We start from the raw sequence: 17,984 nt of genomic DNA on the forward strand, positions 1-17,984 counted from the left end.
ATAGACTGAAACTCTCATGAATCAACGGTGTAATTTTGTTGATGAGCAGTCTACTGTGGAGTGGCGCTGGTTAATACCCGCTCGGCATTACAGCGAATTGCTGACAATATTAATGTTCAGTCTGATGTGTTGCAGGCGTTAGAGTCTGTTAACCAAAGTAAAGTGGTTGACGGCGATAAAGTTCATGGACGTAGGCGGCTTATTAACTCAACAACCACCAGCTAAAGCAGGTGGGTTAGCATAAAGGACTGAAAGTCCGGATACGGGTCAAGTAGACCCGTCTAATCTTCCGTTTTAAAATTATCGTCTCCTTTAGGCTCGAAGTGATGCTCAAGATACTCCTTAATCATTTCTTCCGTTAAATCACCAGAGGTTACACAAAAATAGCCTCGAGCCCAAAAGTGCCGTCCCCAAAAGCGCCTCTTTAAGTCGGGGAAGGACTCAAATAGTTTGGCTGAGCTCCGTCCTTTAATTCGCCGCATGATTTCACTGGGAGCCATTGTGGGTGGTGCTGAAACGAGTAAGTGAACATGATCCTTACTCATAACCCCTTTCAGAATTTCTATCTCAAAGACCTCGCATGTCTGACGCACTAATTCACGAACTCTGATTCCCACATCACCTGTAAGTACTTGGTAACGATATTTTGTTACAAAAACAAAATGATACTGTATTTTGAAAACTGTGTGGCTGCCATACCGATACGCCATCTTAGCCTCTCCGCTGTAAACTTAGCTGAAAGGAAAAGTATCGCAGATAAATCTGACCGTCTAAAGACGGTGGTTTTAACCTTGAAGAGGACTAATAAAAACAGCCGGTGAAACCTGAAACCGTCCAGACAACTTTTTAATCTGCTCAACATTTAGCGATCGCTTGCCAGATAGCACCTCAGAAACAACACCTTGGCTGCCCACTTCAGAAAGTTCTGATTGTTTTATATGATGACTTTCCATCAAAAATTTAAGCGCATCAATGCCTGTAGACTGTGGGACTAAGCCTTGCTGATTTTCATAGGCAGAAACTAAATCACCCATACGCTCAGCAAGCCCTGCAAGTGGATGATTTTCATCTGCTCCACCAGCGTCAAGCACTGAGTCAAGGTCATCAACTAGCTTGTTATATTCCTTCTCATTACTAGGCACAGTGAGTACAGGTGCGATGTACTCCCAGTGATTCATGGCTTCTTGTATTGCACTCATGTGAATTACTCCTTCCATTTGCCTTGGTCGTATTCGGTATGATTCAAAATGGCCCGAATGAAAACGCGTCCAGTATTGAAATGTATGGCAGCGATCAAGCGTAATTTGTTCCCGCCAATATTGAAGACATACAGATCACCCACTTTATCTACACTGTTAAACGTGTTTTTCAGTTCAGAAAAGTTGTTGAAATCAGCCTGATTGATAGTCTGATACCAACCTCTCAGAGCAGTAGCAACCTGAGGGTATTTCTCTTCAGCTTCGATAACGCGTTTGCGAGTGATAATATGCATGAGATCAAAATATCTCAATATGAGATTTTAAGCAACTGATTTCAGTCGCGATAATTCGCTTATCGTGTTCCACCATTATTCGCTTATTGTGTTGTACGAAAATTAGTTTTTGGTGTTGTACCATTTCTAGTTTTTCATGCTCCAAGCCAATCCACTCGCACCTACTGCAACCCCTGAACCCAATCCAAAAGCCCCTGCAACGCCACCTTCTGCCCATCACTCAAATCTCGCTGAGCAATATCCTGCATCACATCCTGAAAATCATTCGCCGTAAACTCACAACCAAACTCACCATCAATCAGGCGTGCACGGCAGAACTCCTGCCATTTCCACTGTTCCTGCTGGTCCAAGGTTTCAGGCCAGTTACGCGCCCGATAACGGAATAGCAAGGTCTGCAAGCGCGGATCAGAAAACGCAATATTCTCATGGGCTAATCGCTCTGCAGATTGATTAATCACGAAGTTACACAGTTTGCGGTCTTCATTGTTAATAAAGCCGTTGTAAAGCGCGGAGTCTGCATCGACCGGCCCATGGTCGCGCGGGGCCGAATACAGCGCTTTCAGCTTAGCTTTCAGTCCGCTATCTGCCAGTAATAACTGCTTATGTTGCTCGATCTCATCCCAGTTAATCTGCCACTTTTCAGCAAGCTCGGGTGTCAGTGTGTTAGTGGGGGCTAGCGCAGGGCATTTATTAATATGCACCCCTTTTAATGCGATGCGCGGGCTATCGTCGTCGCGCTCAGCATTGGGTGTGTAAAGGCTGTATTCGATTTCCTCAACACTGGCATTGAGTAACTGCTGCGGATGTTGGCGCAGGTCAAAACAGATGAATTCATTACTGTTAACCGGATGCTGCATTAGCGGTACGATGGGGGAAACACAGCCCATGCTTGCCGGAATCATCCCGGAGATGTGCAGCACGGTTTTTTGCTTTTCTAAATTGAGTAATTCCGCGGCTTTGTTTTTTTGGCGCAGTGCAAAGTAGAATTCGTAGAGGCGGGGTTGTTTCTCTTTGATGAGTTTGGCGATCGCGATAGTGGCGCGGACATCAACCAGTGCATCGTGTGCGCCTTCGTGTTCGATATTATTGGCAGCGGTGAGGTGTTCGAGTCGGAAGCTGGGAATACCGGGTTCACGTTCCGGCCATTCAATGCCATCAGGGCGCAGTGCGTGAGTCATGCGAACTAAGTCCAGCAAGTCCCAGCGGCTATTGCCGTTTTGCCATTCACGGGCGTAAGGGTCGATAAAGTTGCGGTAAAAGCCAAAGCGCGAGACTTCGTCATCAAAGCGAATGCTGTTATAGCCAACCCCACAGGTGCCGGGTTTGCTGAGTTGTTCGTTAACACGATGGAAGAAATCTGCTTCACTGACTCCTTCGGCGGCGGCTTTTTGTGGTGTGATTCCGGTGACTAAGACGGCTTCGGGGTGAGGAATGAAGTCGGGGCCTGGCTGACAATACAACATAACAGGCTCATCAATAATTTCTAATTCCAAATTCGTGCGAATACCTGCAAACTGAGATGCTCGGTCTTTACGCGGATTGATCCCCCAAGTTTCGTAGTCGTGCCAGAACAAGGTTGTTTTTGCCATCGTGCGATCCAATATTTAACAGTATCCGCCTATGATACACGCTAACTCTGCGTGAATGTATTGAACCCGAAAATCAACATGGAGGTTTTCTTATGTGGAACGAACGCTATAGCACGGAAGAGTATGTCTACGGCACAACGCCGAATGAGTTTTTAAACGACGTCAGCCATCGAATTACCGGTAATAAAGTGTTATGCCTTGCCGAAGGTGAGGGCCGCAATGCCGTCTATTTGGCACGGGAAGGTTATGACGTGATGGCGGTGGATGCGTCTGCTGTCGGGCTGGAAAAAGCTGAAATCCTGGCTGACGAAAGTTATGTGAATATCAATACTCAGGTTGCTGATCTGGCGGAGTATGAGATCGAACCGGAAAGTTGGGATGGTATCGTATCGATTTTCTGTCATGTACCGTCTGATATTCGTAAAGCACTGCATCAAAAAGTCGTGACAGGTTTACGTCCCGGTGGCGTATTTATTTTGGAAGCATATCGTCCGGAGCAGTTGGCATTTAAAACCGGTGGGCCACCTGTGGCGGACTTAATGATGTCATTGGATGATCTTAAACAGGAGCTTGCCGGACTGGAATTCGTGCATGCCAAAGCACTTGAGCGGGAAATTAAAGAGGGCAGCTTGCATACGGGCATGGGGGCAGTGGTTCAGATTGTCGCGATCAAACCCGGTGGTGAGGTTATTTAACTCAACAAAGCGGCTTGTAAATTGATAGAATGGAGTCTTATTTGTACTGCTTGTAGACGGATTATGCTGGGAATTCTTAGAAAACTGAAATTACATGCCTTGCCGATTCTGGCTATGTTGCTTTTGAGTGCCTGTGGCGGTAGTGATAAAGATAGCAGTGGGCAAGCGTCTGTTGAGCGCGGAGCGTTACTGAGTAGTGAGTTTGTTGCGGAGTATTCAGCCCCTGGGACGTTGAGTTTTGCGGCTTTGGCTGCCGGCTCAGAGGTAAGTTACAGCATTAAAGTAGTGAAGCTGATTTACAATACAGCGCTGGAGAGTGGTGATATTGTGAAGGCATCCGGCACGTTCTCATTCCCTACGAATAAAGCCGGATCAAGTCCTATGTTGAGTTATCAGCACGCGACGATTTTTTCGAATCTCTCTGTGCCAAGTAACGACCCTTTATTTGATCTGTCACCGGCTTATGCTGCGACAGCAGGTTTTGTGGTCGTCGCGCCGGATTACATCGGTTACGGTGCATCCAACGCGATGACGCACCCGTTTATTCAGGCTGCACCATCTGCCAATAGCGTAATCGATCTGATTCGTGCGGCACGTATTTATGCTGCGGATAATGACATCAGTCTAAATAGTCAGTTGTTTTTAGCAGGTTACTCCGAAGGTGCATACACCAGTATGGCGGCACATAAAGCAATGGAGACCGATTACCCAGACGAGTTCACCGTGACAGGCAGTGTGATTGGCGCGGGGCCGTATGATGTGAGAGGCACGGTGGACGAAATGTTGTTAAATACTCAGCGCATCGAGTCTCCTGCAACGCTTGGTTATATGGTTCACGCATACGACCGTTATTATGAGTTGGATAATCTGACTGTGCGGGCCATTGCATCGCCACATCACCTCACGGTGGATGGATATTATGATGGCTCCAGAACATCCAGTGCGATCAATAGTATTTTGCCGCGTAATATGGACGAGCTGTTTGATGGTGATTTCTTGAGAGATTACGCGAGCATCACTGGTGAGTTAACGCTTAAGTATCAACTTGAGAAAAACGATGTGTATGACTGGGCACCCAAAGCACCGATTCGTTTGTTTCATGGAGCGGATGATCAGATCGTGCCTTACGCTAACTCTGTTGCAGCAGCTAGCGTAATGAATGGATATGAAGGGGTTGACGTTACCTTGACGGACTGTGACAGAACACAGTCAACGCATGCAGGCTGCGTTCCGGAGTTTGCAGCATTCGCACTTAACTACTTATTTGATGAATCAACGGGTCGCTAGTCTGACGACTTCTGGTTGTTACGAATCCATAATTCATAATCCATTTTACTACTGGTGAGGCTGGTAATAATCCCCAGCCCATCATTGGGTGCTGTCCCTTCAGCGGTGCGAATTCCCAGCGGAATCAGATTTATCACTGCGCCGACTAAGGCCGCAAACGCCAGACTCTGTAGTGCGATTTGATAATAGTTGTCGTGCAGTGCAAAAATCTGATCAGTACCCAAAAACAGCATAATCAGTAAGAACACCAACAGTTCAATACCGGGGCCTGCAAAGTAGATCAGCGCATGTTTGATACGAACCCAATGCAAATTCTCCGGCGCGATACTGACGAAACCTTCCAGTGGAATCATGCGAATTTCCATGGGGGCACCGAAAAGGGTGGTTTTGTGCAGTACACCGCCCAAACCAATCACCGTACGTTTTACCTGCCAGCCACACAGCTTTGCCATCAGTGCATGTCCGAATTCATGCAGAAATAACAACGGTATCCAGAAAAGAACAAAGAACAGCATGCCCAGTTTGCGGGGTTCGTAGTTGCTGATCATTTCCATACTCATCATAAAGAAAAACAGTAATGTCAGCACAAGCACAAAGATTTTTTCGCCTTTGGAGCTGGGTTCTTTATCTTTTTGGTCTATATACATGTGGATCGCCTTGTTGTTTGAACGAATGTTAGCAGAACTCCGGCTTAGGGTTTACTTACAGATTGTTATGACTCGCGGTTGTTAACCACGTCTTTAGACGCTTTTTGAACCTGAGCATCAAACAAATGGTCTGTAGTCGTGACAATAGGCGTCAGCCTCTAGTATTCTTGCGCCTCAAACGATTTTTAACTAAGGAATCAGCAATGTCTGAGAACAATCCCTTCACTCCGCCAGAATCAGACCTTCGGCCACCGCTTAAGAATGGCCATCAGTTTATTCAGGAGTTTCCACGCCTGCCGACGCTGTTGTTTATTGGTTTGGGATTATTAACGCTTGGACTTTATGTGTATGCATGGATCTACACACGTAATGCCATGATTAACCGTTGTGTACCGGCTGATAAACGAATTCCGGATTGGTTATCAAACTCAACCGTTGCCATCGGTGTGATTAGTTTTTTGATGTCAGCCATGGGCATGTTGTTTCCTGGCACAACTTTGGGCATGGCGATGGTCGAAGCGCAGGGTATCTTTGCGCTGATGTCGTTTGCAATGACTATGGTGTGGTTATTTACCTTCCGCACATTGCTGAATCAGTTAACCGGTGCATATCCCGGTAAGCGCTTGTGGGTGAATGGTGTTTTATTGGTGCTGTTTTCGGTGTATTACCTGCAGTACAAACTCAACCAGATTCATGATATCGGTGAGAGTGAAATAACACGTCCGCCAGAGTCAGATGATGATGATGATGAGTCGGGTGATAATGATTCAAAGCCTAAGCAGGGCTATATCGAACTGTAATTTGCTGTTTATTCCAGACAAAAAAGCGCCCCAGTGTTAAGGGGCGCAAAGGGTACTACCTATGAAGCTTGTTTACTCCGGAACGTGTACCGGAATGTAGCGAGCTGAGTTATCGCGAATCACCAGTACGGGTACCGAGCGTCCTTTCGGTGCGTTTTTGATCGCACTCTTTAACTCATCTGCTGAGCTGACCTCGACATTGTTGAACGAGATAATGATGTCATTGACGGCAATACCAGCTTTCTCAGCAAGACTGTCACCCATTACCTGGTTCACAACCACGCCTTTATCAGAACGAATCGCTTTACGCTGTTCATCATCCAGTGAGCCAACGACTACGCCGAAAGTATCTTTGGAGCGAGTATTCGTTGCCTGTGCGCTGCCTTGTTTCTTATCCAGCTGTCCGACAACTACATTAAAGACTTTCTCTTTGCCGCCACGGATCAGCGTCAGAGGAACGCGTTTTCCAATTTCGGTGTTACCAACTAGTGGTGGCAGGTCGCCAGATTTGTACACACTAACGCCATTGAAACCAATGATGACATCACCACGTTTCAGACCAGCGGTATCAGCTGCACTGCCTTTCTCAACGTTAGCTACCAATGCGCCTTTCGGGCCCGGTAAGTTGAAAGAGTCAGCGAGTTCTTGGTTTACGTCCTGAATCAATACACCCAGCTTACCGCGGCTTACGAAGCCTTTGCTTTTGAGCTGATTGGTGACGTTTTTCACGGTATTAACCGGAATGGAGAATGATATACCCTGATAGCCACCGCTGCGGCTATAGATCATGGAGTTCACACCAACCACGTTACCATCAAGGTCAAACAGTGGGCCACCTGAGTTACCGGGGTTAACCGCTACGTCTGTCTGGATGAATGGGATATAAGTGGTGCTGGCTTGGTTAAGGCTACGTGACAAGGCACTTACGATACCTTGCGAAGCGCTGTGCTCAAGACCAAATGGTGCGCCGATGGCAACAACCCATTGTCCTACTTTCAGCTTTGCAGAGTCACCCAGTGAAACCGCCGGAAGGTTTTTGGCTTCGATCTTTAACAGGGCGATATCAGTCGCTTCATCAACACCTATGACTTTAGCGTCTAGTTCACGGCGGTCTTTAAGTGTTACACGAACACTTTCGGCCTGATCAATAACGTGAGCGTTAGTGACTACGTAGCCATCGTCTGAAATAATGAAGCCTGAACCCAGTGACTGAAAGTCCTGACTCGGACGTTGTCCGCGTGAGTCCGGAGAAGGCATGCTACGGAAAAATTCACGTAACTGAGGGGGTAATGCGTCAAGATCAAACTGCCCACTGCCACCGCGCGAAGTGCTGCTAGCGCCTTTGGTTGCAATATTGACAACTGAGTTACGATTCTTTTCAATCACATCCATTAGATTAGGTAGTTCCGCTTTGGCGGGTAGGGATGTAACGAATAAAAGTGCTGTTAGCATTAAAGCACTGAATGCTTTAACTGTTGTTGGCTGAATTGCCTGGCTAACCATTTTAACCTCCACTGATTAATTGTTGCGTAGATTCTGTCACGCGTTTGATTACTAATTGTTTTCCAATTAATTAAAAAAAATTTATACATATAACAGCGAGTTGCTAATTTTTATGCTGGATATTCTTTACCAAGATGAACACATCGTTGCGATCAATAAACCATCAGGATTATTGGTACACCGTAGTCCCATCGATAAGCATGAAACTCGCTTTGCTATCCAACTGACACGAGATCAGATTGGGCAGCGTGTATATCCAGTCCATCGCTTGGATAAACCAACCTCCGGAGTGTTGTTATTCGCCTTGTCTTCTGAAGTAGCCGCGTTGCTGACTCAACAGTTCACCGCTAGAACAGTGCACAAACGCTATTGGGCGATTGTACGAGGCTATACGCAAGATAGTGGGGTTGTGGATTACCCATTGCAAGAACAGTGGGATAAAATGACAGATAATTTAGTAAGTCAGGATAAAAGCGCGCAATCTGCAGTCACTCACTATCAACAACTCGCCAAAACTGAGTTGCCGTTTGCAGTGGGACGCTATGAAACGGTGCGATATTCATTGGTGGAGTTGTACCCAAAAACGGGTCGGAAGCATCAGTTGCGTCGTCATATGAAGCATATTTTTCATCCCATAGTGGGGGATACGACGCATGGTGATGGCAAGCAAAATACCTTTTTGCGGGAGCAGTTTGATTTGCAGCGTTTAATGCTTCACGCCAGAGAGTTGAATCTGGCACACCCCGTGACCGGTGATGCCTTATCGATTCATGCGCCTCTGGCGGAGGATTTTCAGTTGTTATTGGGGCAGCTTAAGCTTGAGACAGAGCAGGATAGTGATACTCAAGCTAACTCATCCGACTCAGTTAAATATTGCTATTAAACCCGCATAGTTAAACCTGTTGGAGTTGAGTGACTAGCTCAGTCTGTCTTGTACCAACTTCACCCAGTAACTCGCACCGAGATGAGAGACATCATCATTAAAATCATAATGTGCGTTGTGCAACATACAGCCACCTTCGCCCTCACCATTACCAATCCAAATGTAAGCACCGGGTAGGGCTTCCAGCATGTAACCAAAATCTTCTGCAGCCATGCTCGGTGGCATATTGCGTTGAACATTATCAGCACCAACCACTTTAGCAGCTGCATCGGCACAGTGTTGAGCTTCAGGTGGAGTGTTGATGGTCGCGGGATAATCACCAATCACAGTGAGTTCACCGGTGGCTCCAAAACTAGCGCAAACACTCTCCACCAACTCACGGATACGGCGAATCAACATAACGCCATGCTCCGGATTAAAGAAACGCAGTGTGCCGGTGAGTTTCATTTCATCCGGAATCACATTGTGAGTGAAACCAGCGGAGACTTGAGTAATGCTGATGACTGCGGCGTCTACCGGAGACATATTGCGTGAGATAATGCTTTGTAAGGCGGTAATCACATGTGAGCCAATTAATACCGGATCAATGGTTTGATCGGGAATTGCAGCGTGCCCACCTTTACCAGTGATGAGAATCTTCAGCGTTCTAACCGCTGCCATTACTGCGGTGTCGTGTACTACAAACTGACCAGCCGGCAAGCCCGGCCAGTTGTGCATGCCATAGATTTCCTGACAGGGGAATTGTTCAAACAAGCCCTCATCCATCATTTGTTTTGCCCCGGCATCACCTTCTTCAGCGGGTTGGAATATCAAATGGACAGTGCCCTTGAAATCATTGTTATTAATCAGATAAGCAGCTGCTCCGAGTAACATGGTGGTGTGACCATCATGACCGCAGCCATGCATATTGCCTTCGTGTAGTGACTTGTGAGCAAAGTCATTTGCTTCGGTGATTTCTAAAGCATCGATATCGGCGCGTAGTCCGATGCTTTTGCCCTCATATTGCCCTTTGATGGTAGCAACGATGCCAGTGGTGGCAAGACCCCGCTGGAACGGTACGCCTAAATCTTCAAGAACCTCGGCGATATAGTCACTGGTTTTAAATTCTTCAAAACAAAGTTCGGGGTGTTGGTGTAACCAGTGACGCCATCCAATCATTTGTTGGTGTAGTGCTGATCCGCTTTCAATAGCAGTCATAAGACCTGTCCTTAGTGGGGCTAAGCGCTAAGTATATGGTCTTCGGTGTCTTCTATGGAAGGGGCATCAATGCCACGTTCAGTAGGGAATAAGCAACGAAATACACTGCCTTTACCAAATTCACTACTGATAGACAGCTGAGCGTCGTGGCGTTGCAAGGCATGCTTGACGATGGCTAAGCCAAGACCTGTTCCTCCTGCGTCGCGTGAGCGCCCTTTATCCGCTCGATAAAAGCGCTCAGTTAGCCGATTAATGTGCTGTGGTTCAATACCAATTCCATTATCTTCAACTTCCATAATGAGATGATCATCAGACTCATACCAACGAATAGCAATCTCACCAAGCTCGGGTGTGTAGTTGACTGCGTTGGAGACTAAGTTTGAAAAGACACCATGTAGCTCACGGGTATTGCCTTTTAGCCAGAGGCTCTCATCCGCTTCCAGAGTAATGTTTTGGTTCTTATTTCCACTCAAAATAATGGCATCATCAGCGATTCCTTCCAGCATTTTAGGAACGGCGACTTCATTGTTGTGATTGATGTGTTGTTCGTTTTCCAGATTGGACAGCGTTAGCAAGTCCTCAACTAAGCGAGTCATACGATCGGATTGCTGTTTCATCTGCCAGAAAATAGCGCGGTAAGGTTCCATTTCCGGAGAGTCATCATCATCCAGTGTTTCTATGTAGCCAACGACAACACTGAGTGGTGTGCGTAGCTCGTGCGATACATTCGCAACGAAGTCCTGGCGTACCTTTTCCATGTGATGCAGTCTGGTGAAGTCCTGCACAATCATCAGGTGTTTATCGTGAAAAGGAAGGAGCCGAATATCGAGTTTTATGTTATTGCCAGCCGGAGAGTCGAGTCTCAAATTCTCATCTTCACCGCTACTATTGTAGAACTTCACAAAGCTCGGATCTCTGACCAGATTGGTGATGTTACTGCCGCGATCTTGCTGTTGACGAAGACCAAGCAAACTTGAAGCCCGTTTATTCATCCACTCAATCCGGTTGAGTGAGTCAAGAATCAAAATACCATCCGGCAGGGCGGTGCTGACTTTTCGGAACTGAGCAATGAGGTGACGGGATTTTGCTTCAGTGCTGCGATGGTGTTTATTTCGCTGGTGGAATTGCGTCGAAATTTCGCTCCAGATACCGCGTAATTCATCCGGTGGCGCTTTCATCTGTTTATTGGCTTGCCACGTCAGCAGCAGCTTCATTTGATAGATATGAAAGCCGGTGAACAGCAGTAAACCGAGAATAATTAACCACAGGAATGGAATGCCGGTTGTTGATATCAACAAGCAAGCAATCACGATAAGACTGAGAAGTTTGAGTTCAGGTACGATTACCTTGTTGAGATAGTCGTTCCAGCTCATAAGGCATGCTTACTCATTCGGTGAGAAGCGGTAGCCAACACCACGGACGGTTTGGATAAGTTTGTCATACTGCCAAGGGGCCAGTGATTTTCGTAATCGTAAGATGTGCACATCAACGGTACGTTCCTCAACATAGGTATTCCTGCCCCACACATGATCCAGTAGGGTGCCTCGGCTATAAACTCGATTTGGGTTTTCCATCATGAAATTGAGCAGACGAAACTCTGTTGGCCCCAGTTCAAGTGAATTACCGTCAATCGTAACGCGATGACTTCCTTTATCCAGACGCAGATTCTGAGCAGTGAGTACTTCATCTTCTGTCTGGCGGGAAGTATTCCTTCGCAATACTGCCTGAATTCTGGCGATCAATTCTTTAGGAGAAAATGGCTTACTTACGTAGTCATCAGCACCTGAATTGAGTCCGGTAATCTTGTCATCTTCAGAGGATTTAGCCGTCAACATAATAACAGGTATATCGCTGTTAAAGCTATCTCGTTTGATATGGCGAATCAGCTCAATACCGGTGGCATCAGGAAGCATCCAGTCCATTAAAATTAAGTCAGGATGTGTTTCACTTAGAGAAATTTGAGCCTGTCGTGCATCGCCTGCTTCAAGGGTTCTGTAGCCTGCACGGGACAACGCAAAACCTAACATCTGGCGGATGGGCTGTTCGTCTTCTACGAGGAGTATCGTTTCCATGATAATTGTTACATCGACATTAATTTTTAGAGTGCCGTTATTACAACAAAGTTATATGTCAGAGATATGACAAGGTTAGACTGGTTTTATTTATTTTTTGACAAAAAATAACCGCATCCTGAAGCAGGTATGCGGTTATTTTCAAGACTGAGCGGACTGAGTTTATTCGTCGTCTGATTTCTTGTCTTTCAGTGTTTCAGGGTAAAGCTTTTTGCGAATTTTCTTCAGGCTGGTATGACGGATGTCTTTACCTTTTACCCGATAGATAACGAACTCACAAATATTGGTTGAGTGGTTTCCAATACGCTCAAAGGCACGCGCACACCAGATTACGCGCAGGGCATTTTTGATATTGCGGGTGTCATCCATCATGTGAGTGATTAATATGCGTGATAAGTCATCAAACTCACGGCTGACGCGGCGACTTTTCTTAGCAACGTCCATCGCTTGCTCATCGTCCATTCGTGCGAATGCATCCAGCGCCAGCTTCAACAGGCTATGCGCCAGTTCACCTAAGTGACGTAGTTGTGCGCTCATGCCTTGATTACTGACATGATTTCCCAGTTGTGACGCGTACAGACCAATCTGTTCTGCTTCATCACCGATACGCTCAAGATCAGTGGTGATCTTGATGATACTCAGTAGCAAGCGAAGGTCGCCGGCAGCTGGTTGACGACGTGCAATAATACTTGCACATTCCTCGTCGATCTCAACTTCCAGCTCATTGATATCAGCGTCTGATGAAGCTACGTGCTCACCCAGCTCTACATCACGCTCTAATACTGCCTGAAGTGCATTGCTAACTTGTTTTTCTACCAGTCCACCCATTTCAAGGGCTTTACTGCGGATTTCTTCCAGTTCCTGATCATAGGACTGAAGAATATGATCTCCGTTTTCCATAATTATCCCGTGCCTTAGCCGAATCGGCCTGTAATATAATTTTCAGTTAATTGGTGCTCAGGGTTAGTGAAGACATCGTTGGTAGCATTCACTTCTACCAGTTTTCCTAAGTGGAAATAAGCGGTGCGTTGTGAAATACGTGCCGCCTGTTGCATGGAGTGAGTCACGATCGCAATGGTGTAGTTGTGACGTAACTCGTCCATCAGTTCTTCGATGATAGCCGTTGCTATCGGATCAAGTGCAGAAGTTGGTTCATCCATCAGGATAACTTCAGGGTCAACCGCGATGGTACGTGCAATACATAAACGCTGCTGCTGACCACCTGATAGACCCGTACCCGGCTTTTGTAGATTGTCTTTAACTTCTTTAAACAAACCAGCTTTAGTTAAACTGGCTTCAACTAAATCATCCAGATCCGCTTTGTTGCTGACTAAACCGTGAAGGCGAGCACCGTAGGCGACGTTGTCGTAGATTGATTTAGGGAAGGGGTTTGGCTTTTGGAAAACCATACCAACACGCGCACGTAGCAGAACCGGGTCTTGTTTCTTGCTGTAGATGTCCTGACCATCCAGTGTCAATGAGCCGGATACACGGCAAATTTCAATAGTGTCATTCATGCGATTTAGCGCACGTAGGTAGGTTGATTTACCACAACCTGAAGGGCCGATCATGGCAATGATTTCGTTTTTACCGATGTCGAGATCCACACCAAATATTGCCTGTTTATCACCGTAAAATACGTCACAGTCACGCGTGGCCATTTTGATATCTTCGGGCTTGTCGATAAACGGTTTTCCAACCGTATTTAGTATTTCGATGTCAAATTCATCGCGGTTCTTATCAGCTATTTCAGTGCTCATTTCAGCATCGTCCTGCAAATTAGTGTGTAGTGTATGTCAGTGTACTATTCAATGTGTGGGGCTGGGGCTACCAGCGCTTCTCAAAACGCTTACGCAGCATGATTGCCACTAAGTTCATGGTAATCAGGAAAGCCAGTAATACTATAATTGCTGCTGATGTACGTTCTGTAAAGGCTCGCTCCGGACTGTCTGACCATAAGTAAATCTGTACAGGCATTACCGTTGACGGGTCTATAATGCTTTGCGGGATATCAGAAACGAAAGCAATCATACCAATCATGAGTAGGGGAGCTGTTTCACCCAGCGCCTGCGCCATACCGATGATCGTTCCTGTCAGAATACCCGGCATGGCCATGGGTAAAACATGCTGAAATACGGTTTGCACTTTTGATGCACCTAGTCCTAAAGCAGCCTCGCGCATTGAGGGTGGAACCGCTTTAATCGCAGCACGACTCGCAATGATAATCGTCGGCAAGGTCATTAAGGTCAGCACCAAACCACCGACCAACGGAGTGGAGCGGGGCACGCCAAAGAAGTTGATGTAGACCGCCAAACCAAGCAGACCAAATACAATTGATGGCACGGCTGCAAGGTTGTTGATGTTGATTTCGATCAGATCAACCCACTTGTTATTTTGTGGTGCAAACTCTTCCAGATAGGTAGCGGCAGCAACACCAATCGGGAATGCCAGACACATGGTGATCAGCATTGTGTAGAGCGATCCCATTAATGCACCGCGAATACCTGCTTGCTCTGGTTCACGGGAATCAGCTTCCGTAAACAATACAGTATTGAAGCGTTTTTCAAGGCGATTTTCAGCGACTAGGGTATCGATCCATTCCAGCTGATAGTCTTTTATCCGGCGGTCACTCTCAGGTAAATTGCGGTCAATATTACCTTTCATGAAGACGTCTACATCATCTTTGGCAAGGAACCAATAGGAGCCAGACGTACCAATAAGATTTGGATTCTCAACAACCATGTCGCGCAATTCATAAGCGGCTGATTTACTCACCAAATTGCTTAAGGCGCGCTTTTGTTTTCGATCCGTCACGCCAGGGAATTTCTCTCTGAGTGCGTTTCTGATGACCTTCGAATAGGAGGCGCTGTAAAGTTTGTCTTCAGGAGATTCTGCCGTTAAACCCAACACTTCACCATCAATGGTGACATCCAGCTTCACATAGGTTTGCTGGAAGGCAGGGTAGCCTTTTCCAATAATGTCAGCTAACAGAATCACCAGAAACGCCAGGCTGATCAGGATTGATATCAGACCATACAGGCGGAACCGCTTTTCTTTTGCGTACCGTTTTTGTAAACCGGCTTCTACAATTTGTGTGCTTTTATTCATAGCTAAGTTCTTCCGGTGCTTAGTCGTATTGTTCGCGATACTTGCGAATGACGTGTAGTGCGATAACGTTGAGGAGCAGTGTGATCAGGAATAAGCCCAGACCCAATGCAAATGCTGCCAGTGTTTTCGGGCTATCAAACTCTTGGTCACCCGTCAGCAGGGTAACGATTTGTACGGTGACGGTGGTAACTGCTTCCAATGGGTTGAATGTCAGGTTAGCGGATAATCCGGCAGCCATGACCACAATCATGGTTTCACCAATCGCACGCGAGGCTGCCAGCAGAACTCCACCAATGATGCCGGGTAATGCGGCTGGAATAACCACTTGTTTGATCGTTTCAGATTTTGTTGCACCCATTCCAAAGGAACCGTCACGTAGTGATTGAGGGACGGCATTGATGACGTCATCAGAGAGTGATGATACGAATGGGATAATCATGATGCCCATTACCAGGCCTGCCGCTAATGCACTTTCTGAGGCAACCGTTAAGCCTAAGGATTCACCAAGGTTTCGTATAAATGGTGCTACTGTTAGTGCGGCGAAAAATCCGTAAACAACGGTCGGAATACCCGCCAGTATTTCCAGCGTAGGTTTAGCAAAAGAGCGGAATCTTGAGCTTGCGTATTCTGAAAGATAAATCGCAGACATCAAGCCCAGTGGAACCGCGATAATCAATGCGATGAGCGAGATCAACAATGTTCCAACGAATAATGGAACGGCACCGAAAGCGCCAGAGCTGCCGGCCTGATCTGCACGAATAGAGGTTTGCGGGCTCCACTTTGTACCAAATAAAAATTCTGTAATGGAGACTGACTTAAAAAATAATACCGATTCGAATATTACCGAGAAGACGATGCCCACAGTGGTCAGGATAGCAATTGACGCACAAAGAATCATCGCCCAACGAGCGATACTTTCTACTTTGTTACGCGCCTGAGTTTCAGGCTTGATATAGCGCCAGCCCAAGTATAAGCATACCAATGCAACGCCTAATACAACCACTGTCTTAGCGAGTAAACTGATTGATCTGACACTCTCATAACGCTCTGCAGCGGCTATTTTTACCGGGTCAGTGAAGGAGTCGACCTGACCGCTTTGGACGGCATTTTTTACCTCATTCAGTAATAATCCAAACGAGCTTTGACCTTCTTGCTGAAGCTCAGCAGGGAGTGACGAGAAAGTCAGGCTCGACACGATCTGGGTCTCAAATATTGTCCAAATGACTAAGATAGCGATTGCAGGAATGACTGTCCACAATGCGACCATGTAACCATAGTAAGAAGGAAGCGAGTGTAAATTACGACGCCCGTTACTTTTTGTTGTAGATACCGCTATCGCCCGCCCTTTGCCTATGAAGTAGCTGAAGACCAGCAATAGGAGCAAGGTAATAAGAATCGTATTTAAAGGCATGCCAAACTCACTTTATCCGAATTGGTTGAGGATTATATACACTGTTAATTAGCATTTGAGATTTATTCGGGTCTGAGCCATCCAGAAATTATTTTTAGGGTTGTGACTTCTGAAGTTGACTCAGTCCGGAATAAACCCGTTTCACTAACTCAAAAACAAGCCCCAGACTTTAGTGACAAAGTCCGAGGCTGTTACGCGACAAGCAGTTGCTTACATTGACATTGGAGTCATGTTAGTTGCTGCTGCGCGGAATGATTCACGTTGCTCTTCAGAAAGTGGGATCAGACCTTTTTCAAGCAGGTAACCGTCTTCACCGAATGAATCCTCAGATACAAACTCAGTCAGGAATTCTTTGATACCAGGAATTTTACCGATGTGAGCCGCTTTTACGTAGAAGTATAGAGGGCGGGATACAGGGTAATCACCATCTGCAATGCTATCGAAGCTTAGTTCTGAACCATCGATGATTGAACCGTGGACTTTGTCAGAGTTTTGATCAAGAAAACTGAAGCCGAATACGCCTAGTGCGTTCGGATTTGCTTCCAGTTTTTGTACGATAAGATTGTCGTTCTCACCTGCTTCGATGAAGTGACCATCTTCGCGAACTTCGTGACAAGTTGCTTTGTAAAGGTTTTTATCAGTATCCTTCAGCGCTGCAATTGCAGGGAAAGCCTTGCAACCACCTTCCAGTGCCAGCTCAGCGAATGCGTCACGCGTGCCAGAGGTTGGAGGAGGACCTAGTACTTCGATCTTAATGTCTGGAAGTTCTGGATTAACATCTTTCCACGTCTTGTACGGGTTAAGCATTAACTCGCCTTCATACTTGCCCGGTACTGTCTTAGCTAGTGCAAGGAAGATATCTTTACGAGTGAGCGTCATCTGCTCTGCTTTTTTAGAGTTAGCAAAAGCGATCCCGTCAAAACCAACCTGGACTTCGATGATGTCTTTTACGCCGTTCTTCTGGCAAGTATCAAACTCGCTTTTCTTCATACGACGAGAAGCGTTAGTGATGTCTGGCGTGTCGATGCCTGTGCCAGAACAGAAAAGCTTAGCACCACCACCGGTTCCGGTTGATTCAATCTTTGGAGTCTTAAATTTAGTCTTGTTACCAAATGTTTCAGCAACAACGGTAGTGAATGGGTAAACTGTTGAAGATCCAACAATTTCAATATAATCACGTGCAGAAGCGGCAGAAGCAGATACGACAAGCCCGGCAGCGATAAATAATGGTAACTTTTTCATTCCGTTTCTCTCTTAAACATTAGTGTGTAATTCGATGAGCGGAACTATAGTTGGGTTA

18 protein-coding genes are annotated in these 17,984 nt (G+C 46.3%); 4 read left to right on the forward strand and 14 right to left on the reverse strand.

The genetic code is table 11. The annotated features are described in order from the left end of the window. Positions 1–281 precede the first annotated feature (281 nt). The 4 genes from tnpA to sbcB form a co-directional block, all read right to left on the reverse strand. Positions 282–710: an IS200/IS605 family transposase gene (gene tnpA, locus DKW60_RS19015; protein WP_109839248.1), complete on the reverse strand. Its 429-nt coding sequence runs from the start codon at positions 708–710 to the stop codon at positions 282–284. A 75-nt stretch (positions 711–785) separates the two neighbouring features. After that, positions 786–1,199 (reverse strand): helix-turn-helix domain-containing protein, encoded by a 414-nt coding sequence (locus DKW60_RS19020; RefSeq protein ID WP_109839249.1) that lies wholly within the window; start codon positions 1,197–1,199, stop codon positions 786–788. 5 nt (positions 1,200–1,204) lie between these two features. Beyond that, positions 1,205–1,492, reverse strand: a complete 288-nt coding sequence (locus tag DKW60_RS19025) for a type II toxin-antitoxin system HigB family toxin (RefSeq protein WP_109839250.1) — start codon at positions 1,490–1,492, stop codon at positions 1,205–1,207. Positions 1,493–1,653: 161 nt separating this feature from the next. Next, complete coding sequence (gene sbcB / locus DKW60_RS19030; RefSeq protein WP_109839251.1) at positions 1,654–3,081, reverse strand: exodeoxyribonuclease I; 1,428 nt, start codon at positions 3,079–3,081, stop codon at positions 1,654–1,656. A 92-nt stretch (positions 3,082–3,173) separates the two neighbouring features. On the opposite strand from sbcB, the gene DKW60_RS19035 reads away from it, so the two are divergent. Both DKW60_RS19035 and DKW60_RS19040 read left to right on the forward strand, forming a co-directional pair. Further along, the gene (locus DKW60_RS19035) at positions 3,174–3,776 is read left to right on the forward strand and encodes a class I SAM-dependent methyltransferase (RefSeq protein ID WP_109839252.1); all 603 of its coding nucleotides are present in this window, start codon (positions 3,174–3,176) and stop codon (positions 3,774–3,776) included. Positions 3,777–3,839: 63 nt separating this feature from the next. Continuing rightward, entirely contained in the window at positions 3,840–5,063 is a 1,224-nt protein-coding gene (locus DKW60_RS19040) for a lipase family protein (protein WP_109839253.1), read from the forward strand. On the opposite strand, the gene DKW60_RS19045 is transcribed toward DKW60_RS19040, so the two are convergent. Continuing rightward, on the reverse strand, positions 5,060–5,710 hold the full coding sequence (locus tag DKW60_RS19045) for a M50 family metallopeptidase (protein WP_109839254.1): 651 nt from the start codon (positions 5,708–5,710) through the stop codon (positions 5,060–5,062). The two genes, DKW60_RS19040 and DKW60_RS19045, sit on opposite strands and share 4 nt — an antisense overlap. A 203-nt stretch (positions 5,711–5,913) precedes the next feature. Here DKW60_RS19045 and DKW60_RS19050 point away from each other — a divergent pair, with 203 nt between their 5' ends. Next, positions 5,914–6,510 (forward strand): hypothetical protein, encoded by a 597-nt coding sequence (locus DKW60_RS19050; protein ID WP_109839255.1) that lies wholly within the window; start codon positions 5,914–5,916, stop codon positions 6,508–6,510. Positions 6,511–6,582: 72 nt separating this feature from the next. On the opposite strand, the gene DKW60_RS19055 is transcribed toward DKW60_RS19050, so the two are convergent. Continuing rightward, positions 6,583–8,013: a DegQ family serine endoprotease gene (locus DKW60_RS19055; RefSeq protein ID WP_109839256.1), complete on the reverse strand. Its 1,431-nt coding sequence runs from the start codon at positions 8,011–8,013 to the stop codon at positions 6,583–6,585. A gap of 112 nt (positions 8,014–8,125) precedes the next feature. Between DKW60_RS19055 and truC the strand changes: the two genes are divergently transcribed. Beyond that, on the forward strand, positions 8,126–8,896 hold the full coding sequence (truC, locus tag DKW60_RS19060; RefSeq protein ID WP_109839257.1) for a tRNA pseudouridine(65) synthase TruC: 771 nt from the start codon (positions 8,126–8,128) through the stop codon (positions 8,894–8,896). Between the two features lie 33 nt (positions 8,897–8,929). Here the strand turns inward: truC and DKW60_RS19065 are convergent, their stop codons facing one another. The 8 genes from DKW60_RS19065 to DKW60_RS19100 form a co-directional block, all read right to left on the reverse strand. Continuing rightward, on the reverse strand, positions 8,930–10,093 hold the full coding sequence (locus DKW60_RS19065) for a M20 aminoacylase family protein (protein WP_109839258.1): 1,164 nt from the start codon (positions 10,091–10,093) through the stop codon (positions 8,930–8,932). A gap of 20 nt (positions 10,094–10,113) precedes the next feature. After that, entirely contained in the window at positions 10,114–11,466 is a 1,353-nt protein-coding gene (phoR, locus tag DKW60_RS19070; RefSeq protein ID WP_109839259.1) for a phosphate regulon sensor histidine kinase PhoR, read from the reverse strand. Between the two features lie 9 nt (positions 11,467–11,475). Then, complete coding sequence (phoB, locus tag DKW60_RS19075; RefSeq protein WP_425451368.1) at positions 11,476–12,165, reverse strand: phosphate regulon transcriptional regulator PhoB; 690 nt, start codon at positions 12,163–12,165, stop codon at positions 11,476–11,478. A gap of 162 nt (positions 12,166–12,327) precedes the next feature. Then, positions 12,328–13,065, reverse strand: coding sequence for a phosphate signaling complex protein PhoU (gene phoU, locus DKW60_RS19080; RefSeq protein ID WP_109839261.1), 738 nt, complete (start codon positions 13,063–13,065; stop codon positions 12,328–12,330). Positions 13,066–13,079: 14 nt separating this feature from the next. After that, positions 13,080–13,925, reverse strand: a complete 846-nt coding sequence (gene pstB / locus DKW60_RS19085; protein ID WP_109839262.1) for a phosphate ABC transporter ATP-binding protein PstB — start codon at positions 13,923–13,925, stop codon at positions 13,080–13,082. A gap of 67 nt (positions 13,926–13,992) precedes the next feature. Beyond that, complete coding sequence (gene pstA, locus DKW60_RS19090) at positions 13,993–15,273, reverse strand: phosphate ABC transporter permease PstA (RefSeq protein ID WP_109839263.1); 1,281 nt, start codon at positions 15,271–15,273, stop codon at positions 13,993–13,995. Between the two features lie 19 nt (positions 15,274–15,292). Beyond that, positions 15,293–16,684: a phosphate ABC transporter permease subunit PstC gene (gene pstC, locus DKW60_RS19095; RefSeq protein ID WP_109839264.1), complete on the reverse strand. Its 1,392-nt coding sequence runs from the start codon at positions 16,682–16,684 to the stop codon at positions 15,293–15,295. A 210-nt stretch (positions 16,685–16,894) separates the two neighbouring features. Further along, positions 16,895–17,926 carry a PstS family phosphate ABC transporter substrate-binding protein gene (locus tag DKW60_RS19100; RefSeq protein ID WP_109839265.1) on the reverse strand — a complete coding sequence of 344 codons (1,032 nt, stop codon included), beginning with the start codon at positions 17,924–17,926 and terminating at the stop codon, positions 16,895–16,897. Positions 17,927–17,984 lie beyond the last annotated feature (58 nt).

It is taken from the genome of Leucothrix pacifica (genome assembly GCF_003172875.1).
In the GTDB taxonomy this organism is placed as follows: domain Bacteria; phylum Pseudomonadota; class Gammaproteobacteria; order Thiotrichales; family Thiotrichaceae; genus Leucothrix; species Leucothrix pacifica.

Coding starts and splice junctions, on each gene's coding strand:
- DKW60_RS19025 (WP_109839250.1), bottom strand. CDS start 1,492: ATGCATATTATCACTCGCAAACGCGTTATCGAAGCTGAAGAGAAATAC.
- pstB (WP_109839262.1), bottom strand. CDS start 13,925: ATGAGCACTGAAATAGCTGATAAGAACCGCGATGAATTTGACATCGAA.
- tnpA (WP_109839248.1), bottom strand. CDS start 710: ATGGCGTATCGGTATGGCAGCCACACAGTTTTCAAAATACAGTATCAT.
- phoU (WP_109839261.1), bottom strand. CDS start 13,065: ATGGAAAACGGAGATCATATTCTTCAGTCCTATGATCAGGAACTGGAA.
- DKW60_RS19050 (WP_109839255.1), top strand. CDS start 5,914: ATGTCTGAGAACAATCCCTTCACTCCGCCAGAATCAGACCTTCGGCCA.
- DKW60_RS19035 (WP_109839252.1), top strand. CDS start 3,174: ATGTGGAACGAACGCTATAGCACGGAAGAGTATGTCTACGGCACAACG.
- DKW60_RS19045 (WP_109839254.1), bottom strand. CDS start 5,710: ATGTATATAGACCAAAAAGATAAAGAACCCAGCTCCAAAGGCGAAAAA.
- sbcB (WP_109839251.1), bottom strand. CDS start 3,081: ATGGCAAAAACAACCTTGTTCTGGCACGACTACGAAACTTGGGGGATC.
- DKW60_RS19065 (WP_109839258.1), bottom strand. CDS start 10,093: ATGACTGCTATTGAAAGCGGATCAGCACTACACCAACAAATGATTGGA.
- pstC (WP_109839264.1), bottom strand. CDS start 16,684: ATGCCTTTAAATACGATTCTTATTACCTTGCTCCTATTGCTGGTCTTC.
- DKW60_RS19055 (WP_109839256.1), bottom strand. CDS start 8,013: ATGGTTAGCCAGGCAATTCAGCCAACAACAGTTAAAGCATTCAGTGCT.
- truC (WP_109839257.1), top strand. CDS start 8,126: ATGCTGGATATTCTTTACCAAGATGAACACATCGTTGCGATCAATAAA.
- phoR (WP_109839259.1), bottom strand. CDS start 11,466: ATGAGCTGGAACGACTATCTCAACAAGGTAATCGTACCTGAACTCAAA.
- DKW60_RS19100 (WP_109839265.1), bottom strand. CDS start 17,926: ATGAAAAAGTTACCATTATTTATCGCTGCCGGGCTTGTCGTATCTGCT.
- pstA (WP_109839263.1), bottom strand. CDS start 15,273: ATGAATAAAAGCACACAAATTGTAGAAGCCGGTTTACAAAAACGGTAC.
- phoB (WP_425451368.1), bottom strand. CDS start 12,165: ATGGAAACGATACTCCTCGTAGAAGACGAACAGCCCATCCGCCAGATG.
- DKW60_RS19040 (WP_109839253.1), top strand. CDS start 3,840: ATGCTGGGAATTCTTAGAAAACTGAAATTACATGCCTTGCCGATTCTG.
- DKW60_RS19020 (WP_109839249.1), bottom strand. CDS start 1,199: ATGAGTGCAATACAAGAAGCCATGAATCACTGGGAGTACATCGCACCT.